General features: G+C 47.6%; 8 protein-coding genes. 7 read left to right on the top strand and 1 reads right to left on the bottom strand.

The features are described from left to right. Window positions 1-1,700, bottom strand: a 1,700-nt coding sequence (locus G337_RS0118490) for a terminase large subunit domain-containing protein (protein WP_211235824.1), incomplete at its 3' end; no start/stop codon positions are given. Window positions 1,701-1,819: 119 nt separating this feature from the next. Between G337_RS0118490 and G337_RS0118485 the strand changes: the two genes are divergently transcribed. The 7 genes from G337_RS0118485 to G337_RS0118455 all read left to right on the top strand — a co-directional run. After that, on the top strand, window positions 1,820-2,626 hold the full coding sequence (locus G337_RS0118485) for a GPO family capsid scaffolding protein (protein WP_028865195.1): 807 nt from the start codon (window positions 1,820-1,822) through the stop codon (window positions 2,624-2,626). Window positions 2,627-2,667: 41 nt separating this feature from the next. Continuing rightward, window positions 2,668-3,702 carry a phage major capsid protein, P2 family gene (locus tag G337_RS0118480; protein ID WP_028865194.1) on the top strand — a complete coding sequence of 345 codons (1,035 nt, stop codon included), beginning with the start codon at window positions 2,668-2,670 and terminating at the stop codon, window positions 3,700-3,702. A 116-nt stretch (window positions 3,703-3,818) separates the two neighbouring features. Then, window positions 3,819-4,271 carry a head completion/stabilization protein gene (locus G337_RS0118475; RefSeq protein ID WP_028865193.1) on the top strand — a complete coding sequence of 151 codons (453 nt, stop codon included), beginning with the start codon at window positions 3,819-3,821 and terminating at the stop codon, window positions 4,269-4,271. Beyond that, complete coding sequence (locus G337_RS0118470; protein ID WP_028865192.1) at window positions 4,271-4,744, top strand: phage tail protein; 474 nt, start codon at window positions 4,271-4,273, stop codon at window positions 4,742-4,744. Before G337_RS0118475 ends, G337_RS0118470 begins: the two co-directional genes overlap by 1 nt. Continuing rightward, a complete protein-coding gene (locus tag G337_RS0118465; protein WP_028865189.1) occupies window positions 4,744-5,253 on the top strand; it encodes a phage virion morphogenesis family protein in 510 nt (169 codons plus the stop codon). The genes G337_RS0118470 and G337_RS0118465 overlap by 1 nt, the downstream gene beginning before the upstream one ends. 8 nt (window positions 5,254-5,261) lie before the next feature. Beyond that, window positions 5,262-5,438, top strand: coding sequence for a DUF2635 domain-containing protein (locus tag G337_RS28335; protein WP_084605491.1), 177 nt, complete (start codon window positions 5,262-5,264; stop codon window positions 5,436-5,438). After that, window positions 5,439-5,948: hypothetical protein (locus tag G337_RS0118455; RefSeq protein ID WP_028865191.1), on the top strand; the 510-nt coding region annotated here is incomplete at its 3' end.

Raw genomic sequence — 5,948 nt, 5'->3', positions numbered from 1 at the left:
TCTAAACTGAGCAGATGCATCACGGCCATGGCCACATCTGCGTGTGAGGTTTCTTTGGTGCGGGCTGCCGTAAAGGTTACCTGCCCGCTGTTTTTGGTAATGGTGCGTTTGATCATTAAGAAGGCATGAACAACATCATCCCACTGACCGTCAAACAGTAAGCGTCCGGCGTTAATGACTTCCCGTGCTTTATAAACCATATGGGTTTTGGTATTGATGCTGTAAGTTATCAGCATCACCTGCGGGAAAAACACCTCGACGAGTTCCGATACCGGCCCGCCGATACCGGAGACATCCATGGCGATTTCCACTACGTTATATTTGTCGGTGAGCGCTTCTATCTGATCCGCCTGGTCCTGGTAAGACAGTCCCTGCAGGCGTAGTTTTTCAATTAAACGGAAGGCGCCGCCTTTACGTTTCGGCGGCAGTGCCGCTACCACAGCTGCTTCATCACCTTGGCCGGATGGGTCGTAACCAATCCAGATCGGGGCATTACCGACCGGTTGCGCCGCATCCATATCCACATCTTTCCAGTCGCCGGCATCCACCTTACAGGCCATCAGTTTTTTAAGGTCGAACACCGAGTGTGAATCATCCAGGAACACGCAGCGCAGCAGGTTATCAAAGATCTCTTTATCCGGGTATTTACGGTGCAGTTTTTCCATATTGAAAAAGTTTGCACCGCCTTCAATGGCATCATCCACGGTTATCATCTGCCGGTAGATACCGTCCGGCCCGAGTGACCCGCCTTTCAGCGCTTTATGGCTGATATCGATCTTGTCTTTTTTACAGCCGGCCCATTTCGGATAGGCTTCATGAGCAATCGAAGAAGGCGTAGAAAGATAAGTGGTGCGCCACTTATCATGCATCGACATGCCGCCGGCTAAATCATCCAGCGTTTTGAATTTCGGGATCCAGAAGACTTCATCAATATACAGATGGCCATGGAAACCCTGGGCGGTGCGCGAGTTGGTTGATAGGAAGTAAAATATCGCGCCGTTGCTCAGCTGAATTTCATCTTTGCCTTTTAACTCCACCTCGCCAATCTGCAGGGCGAACATGCGGATATAGTTTTTAAATATCTCCGACTGTTTTTTAGAGGCCGATAAAAAGACCTGGTTATCCCCGGTTAAAATTGCATCTTCAAAGGCTTCATAGGCAAACAGATAGGTTAAACCAATCTGCCGGGATTTAAGATAAAAGCGCATCCAGTTAAGTTTTGGATCCGCTTTGGTTTTAAGAATATCGGTCTGATATTTGAAAAAGGTTTTATCACGAAAGTTATCTAACAGGTCTTGGGTGATACCGGAAATATCATTCTTCACTTTATTAGCACGGCGTCCTCGGTTTGAACCGTCTTTAGCACTACCGCTGCTGAACTTACGTTTCGGATCACCCATATGAAACTTGAGTAGGAGTTCCAGCTCACGCAGCTGCTTATCGGTTTTTTCATCCACCCAGGTTAAATACGCAATACGCTGCCGTGTCACTAAATCCGGCGGCGAGTCATCACGCAGGGCTTTCCAGCCGAATTTAGCAATCCAGCTTTGAACCGAGCGTTCGCTGACGTCGAGTTCCTCGGCAATTTCGCGGGTTTTACGCTGACGTAAAAAAAGCCCTAATGCGCTGGTCTGCAGAGGGGTATAGAGAATATTGTTTGTGGCGAGTTCATTAGTCATGTTGAAAGTATGCAGTTTCAATTATCACACTTCATAAAAGCCCGTTTTATATGGGCTGGGTAAAAGCAGGCTTGATATAAACAGCTGAAAAAACTGCATAGGATAGAAGTCAGAAAAGATAAACCACAAGGTACTGACTGATGTTTCAAACTAAATATATTTGTATTTTAACCGCCGGCCATACCGTTGACGGCCGGGAAGTGACCCAGGAAACCGTCGACCAGTGTGCAGAAACCTATAGTCCGGATACCTACAACGCCCGGATTAATATTAATCACCGCTCCTACGGCTCCAAGGTCGGCAGCGTCTTAGCCGTAAAAGCGGAAGGGCCTAAGTTACTGGCGCAGTTAAAACCTAATGATCTGTTTTTACACCTGATTCAGCAGGGCCAGTATCTGCATACCTCCTGTGAAATTCAGATGGATTTTGCCAAGACCGGCAAAGCCTATTTAACCGGGTTAGCCCTGACCGATGAGCCGGCCAGTTTAGGCACCGATGAACTGCACCTGTCCGCGAAGCATCCTGGCACTGAACTGTTCTCTAGTAATGAAATGATAACCCCGGAAAAACCTTCTCTTTTAAACAAACTATTCGCCAATAAGGACGATGACATGACCGATAAAGCCACGCTTGAGATGTTCTCTCAGATAAATGAGACAAACGCCAAAACCGCCTCTGCATTAACAGCTCTCACCGGCAGTATTGGAACGTTAACGGAAAAGCTCAGTGTTAAGCCAGAGCAAACAACCGAAACACCTGAAGCCGGTAATACAGAAACCGATAGCGTTGCCGAGTTAACTGAAAAATTAAGTGCTTTAGCCGGCACCGTTGAAAGCCAGCAGACTGAAATCGCAGACTTAACTGAAAAACTGTCCAAGCAGACCGACGAGCCGGAGCGCGACCAGGCGACCGGCGGTAACGGCCTCGACCAGGACGACGTTTTATAAGCGCCGCTTCACCTTAAATTCAATTTGCAGAGAGAGTAACAATGGATAATTTTACACGTAAAAAAATTAGCGCCTTAGAGCTGGCGGTCGCTGAGCAGTACGATACCGCGAATGTGGCGCAGACGTTCAGCATTACCCCTAATAAAGCACAAAAAATTATTGCCCAGGCACGTTTAGAAAACAGCTTTTTAAACCGCATTAATGTGGTGCTGGTGAAAAACCAGCAGGGTGAAGCGATTCGTATTGATGCCACGGGCATGATTGCCGGCACAACCGATACCGAAAGCAAAGACCGTGCGCCTAAAGATCCGCATTCTAAAGGCGGGACAACCTATCACTGTCAGCAGGTGAACTTTGATACCTTGATTAAATACGTGACCCTGGATGCCTGGGCGCATGATCCGAAATTCAAAACTTTAGTGGCAGTGCAGACCCGTAAACAGATTTCAACCAACCAGATTCAAATCGGCTTTTACGGTGAGCGCCGTGCCACCACATCGGATCCGGCTGCTAATCCCAAAGGCCAGGATGTCGCTAAAGGCTGGCTTAAAAAGCTGGAAGAGCAGAATGCGGAGAACTTCTTAACGGAAGGTAAAAATGCCGGTGAAATCCGTATTGGTGAACAGGGCGACTACGTCAACCTGGATGCTGCCGTGAATGATGTCAAACAGATGATTGATCCGGAATTTGAAGACGACGGCGACCTGGTTGCGATTATCGGCTCAGAGCTGCTTGCCGATGATAAAGCCAAATTCTACGACCTGCACGGTAATACGCCGTCTGAAAAAGCGCGCATTGAAGACAAGCAGATTATCGGTACCTACGGCGGCTTGTCTGCTTACAAAGTACCTCACTTCCCAAGTCGCGGGATCATGGTGACCTCCTTTAAAAACCTGTCTATCTATATTCAAAAAGACAGTATTCGCCGCCGTATGGAAGACAATGCCAAGCGTGACCGTTATGAAACCTACCAGTCGCAGAATATGGATTACGTGATTGAAGAGTTAGGCAAAATTGCCGTGGTTAAGTTTGCCAGCGTCAAGCTGACCGATGATAAAGGCGCAACCTGGTCGTAATAATTTAAACAGTTCACCCCCCATAGGCGGCGCTGGTTTATTGCTAATGACGAGTTGTTGACTCGACTTATTGCAATAAAACAAAGCGCTTAGCCTATCTCATTTAAGGATTCAATATGGCGCAGCTGATCTCGAACAAATCAGAGCTTTATCAAAGCGAACTGCCGGCGAGCGCATTTTATCCGGCGCTTAAACTTTCAGAGTTTCAGACGCTGTTTCATTTCTTAGAAGATGAAACAGAGGCCGCCATAGTGCATAACGCCACCATTGAGCGCATTACCGTTCACCGTCAGTTACAGGGGTTAACAGCGAAATACGAAAGCATGGAAGTCTTATCAATGGCGCTGTTTGCAGATGAAAGCACTGCTGAATACCTTTATAAACAGGCGGTATTTTGTAAAACCGCGTCGGCGCTTATAGGTAACCGCCTGGCAACAGATGCCACTAAAGAGGCTGCTGACCGCCAGGAAGCGCTGGAGTCACGCGTTGATAATCTGCTGAGTAATTACCGTAACGCTATTGACCAGTTACTGCTGACCAGTAGCGGTTATACCTTTGAGGTGATCTGATGGAATACCTGCAAAGCCTTAGCGACTACCTGATTAAGCACATTACCAGTAAAGCGGACTTAGAAGCCTGGGCGCAGGATGGTGAACTGCTGTTCAGCCCAAGCGTGGCGGAAGAAGGTTACGAGCTGAGATACCTGTGTAATTTCGAGCTGTCCGATGTGGAAATTAAACCGGCGCGTCTGTTTATGCTCATTGCCAACTGGGTACAGCAGTACAACCCGGACCGGGAATCACAGGGTTTAGAGGCGCCACTGTTTTTTGTTGAGCCGTTAGCTAATAACCGTTACGACCTGGGCGTGAAAATGGAGTTCATCGAGCAGATGAAGTTTGTTGAAGATGCTAACGGTGAATGGTTAGTGGGCGGTAAAAAGAAAAGCCTGCAGAGTGATTTTCAGCAGCCTTTTGATGCAGATAATGCTGAGCAGCTGATTATCTTTGACGGCCATAGCCAAGACAACGGCCTGCACAACTGATGGAAATCAAAACGCCTGAGCAGTTAACCGCGCTGTTAAAAAGCCTCGAGCTCGATGATAAGGCGAAGTTTGAAATTAACCGACAGCTTGCCAACCACACGCGTCGTTTCTTTCGAACCCAAGTAAGAGCACAGCGGGATGTTGATGGTAAAAGCTATGCACCACGCAAGCGCAGAAAGGTCAGTATCGATAACCAGGGTAAGGCAAAAACTAAAAGAAATATGCTCATGGGCATGAGCCGCAACCTGAAAACAGAGGTCAGTGCAGATGCATTCAGTGTCGGCCTGGTCGGCTTAGAGGGACATATCGCGAAGATACACAATGAAGGTAAGTCGGTTGTTTACACGCGCCGAATCAATGGTTTCTTTAACAGCAAAACAAACAGCTGGGAAGGCGGCCGCAAACAAAAAGCAGCTTATCAAATGCCTAAAAGAACCATGGTTGGTTGGACGCCGGAATTACAGCGACAGATTGCACAAATTATTTTAAGTGAAATGAAACCCAAGTAGGGGAAGTTATGCAGACATTCAAAATCAAACCCAACGTAAAAGGGAAAATAGTACGTGATCCGATTACCTACGAAGCGCTTAAGCCGGCAGGAGAAGTAAAACCCAGGAACAGCTATTGGCTACGCAGAATCAGTGACGGCGATGTGGTTGAACTATCCACTGACAAACACAAGAAGGAAGAGTAAATGAGCAGTATCAGCTTTAATGAAGTCCCGGCTAATATTCGTGTCCCGGGCGTTTTTATCGAAATAGATAACAGCCTAGCTAACAGCGGTGAAGATATTCAGCGCGTGTTGATTGTCGGGACTAAAAGTGGTGGAGATACCGATAATGATGTTGTTGTTTCCACGGTTACTCCGGACGCGGCCGCTAAACGGTTCGGGGCAGGCAGTCAGATTCATACTATGGTGACTGCCTTCTATGAGCAGAATGTCGCCTTGCCGATGTACAGTGTGGCGGTTGCCGGTAATGACCTGGGCAGTGCCTTGGCGGCAACGGGTGATGACCAGTACCACCATATTGTCTGTGCGCTTAATGATGAAACTAATGTACGTGTATTAGCTGATTTTTTACAGGCGCGTTACCACGCACTGCAGCAGATTCCCGGGCTGGCTTATATCGCTAAAAAAGCAGTGCACAGCGCGCTGGTTACTTACGGTGAACTGTTTAACAGTCCGTTTATCAGTGTAATGCCG

The organism is Psychromonas aquimarina ATCC BAA-1526 (assembly GCF_000428725.1).
Taxonomy (GTDB): domain Bacteria; phylum Pseudomonadota; class Gammaproteobacteria; order Enterobacterales; family Psychromonadaceae; genus Psychromonas; species Psychromonas aquimarina.
Note: the sequence above shows the minus strand (reverse complement) of the source record. Positions and strands in the feature narration are given on the sequence as shown.

Excerpts from the sequence above, each read along its gene's own strand:
- G337_RS28335 (WP_084605491.1), top strand. The coding sequence starts at position 5,262 with ATGCAGACATTCAAAATCAAACCCAACGTAAAAGGGAAAATAGTACGT.
- G337_RS0118465 (WP_028865189.1), top strand. The coding sequence starts at position 4,744 with ATGGAAATCAAAACGCCTGAGCAGTTAACCGCGCTGTTAAAAAGCCTC.
- G337_RS0118470 (WP_028865192.1), top strand. The coding sequence starts at position 4,271 with ATGGAATACCTGCAAAGCCTTAGCGACTACCTGATTAAGCACATTACC.
- G337_RS0118475 (WP_028865193.1), top strand. The coding sequence starts at position 3,819 with ATGGCGCAGCTGATCTCGAACAAATCAGAGCTTTATCAAAGCGAACTG.
- G337_RS0118485 (WP_028865195.1), top strand. The coding sequence starts at position 1,820 with ATGTTTCAAACTAAATATATTTGTATTTTAACCGCCGGCCATACCGTT.
- G337_RS0118480 (WP_028865194.1), top strand. The coding sequence starts at position 2,668 with ATGGATAATTTTACACGTAAAAAAATTAGCGCCTTAGAGCTGGCGGTC.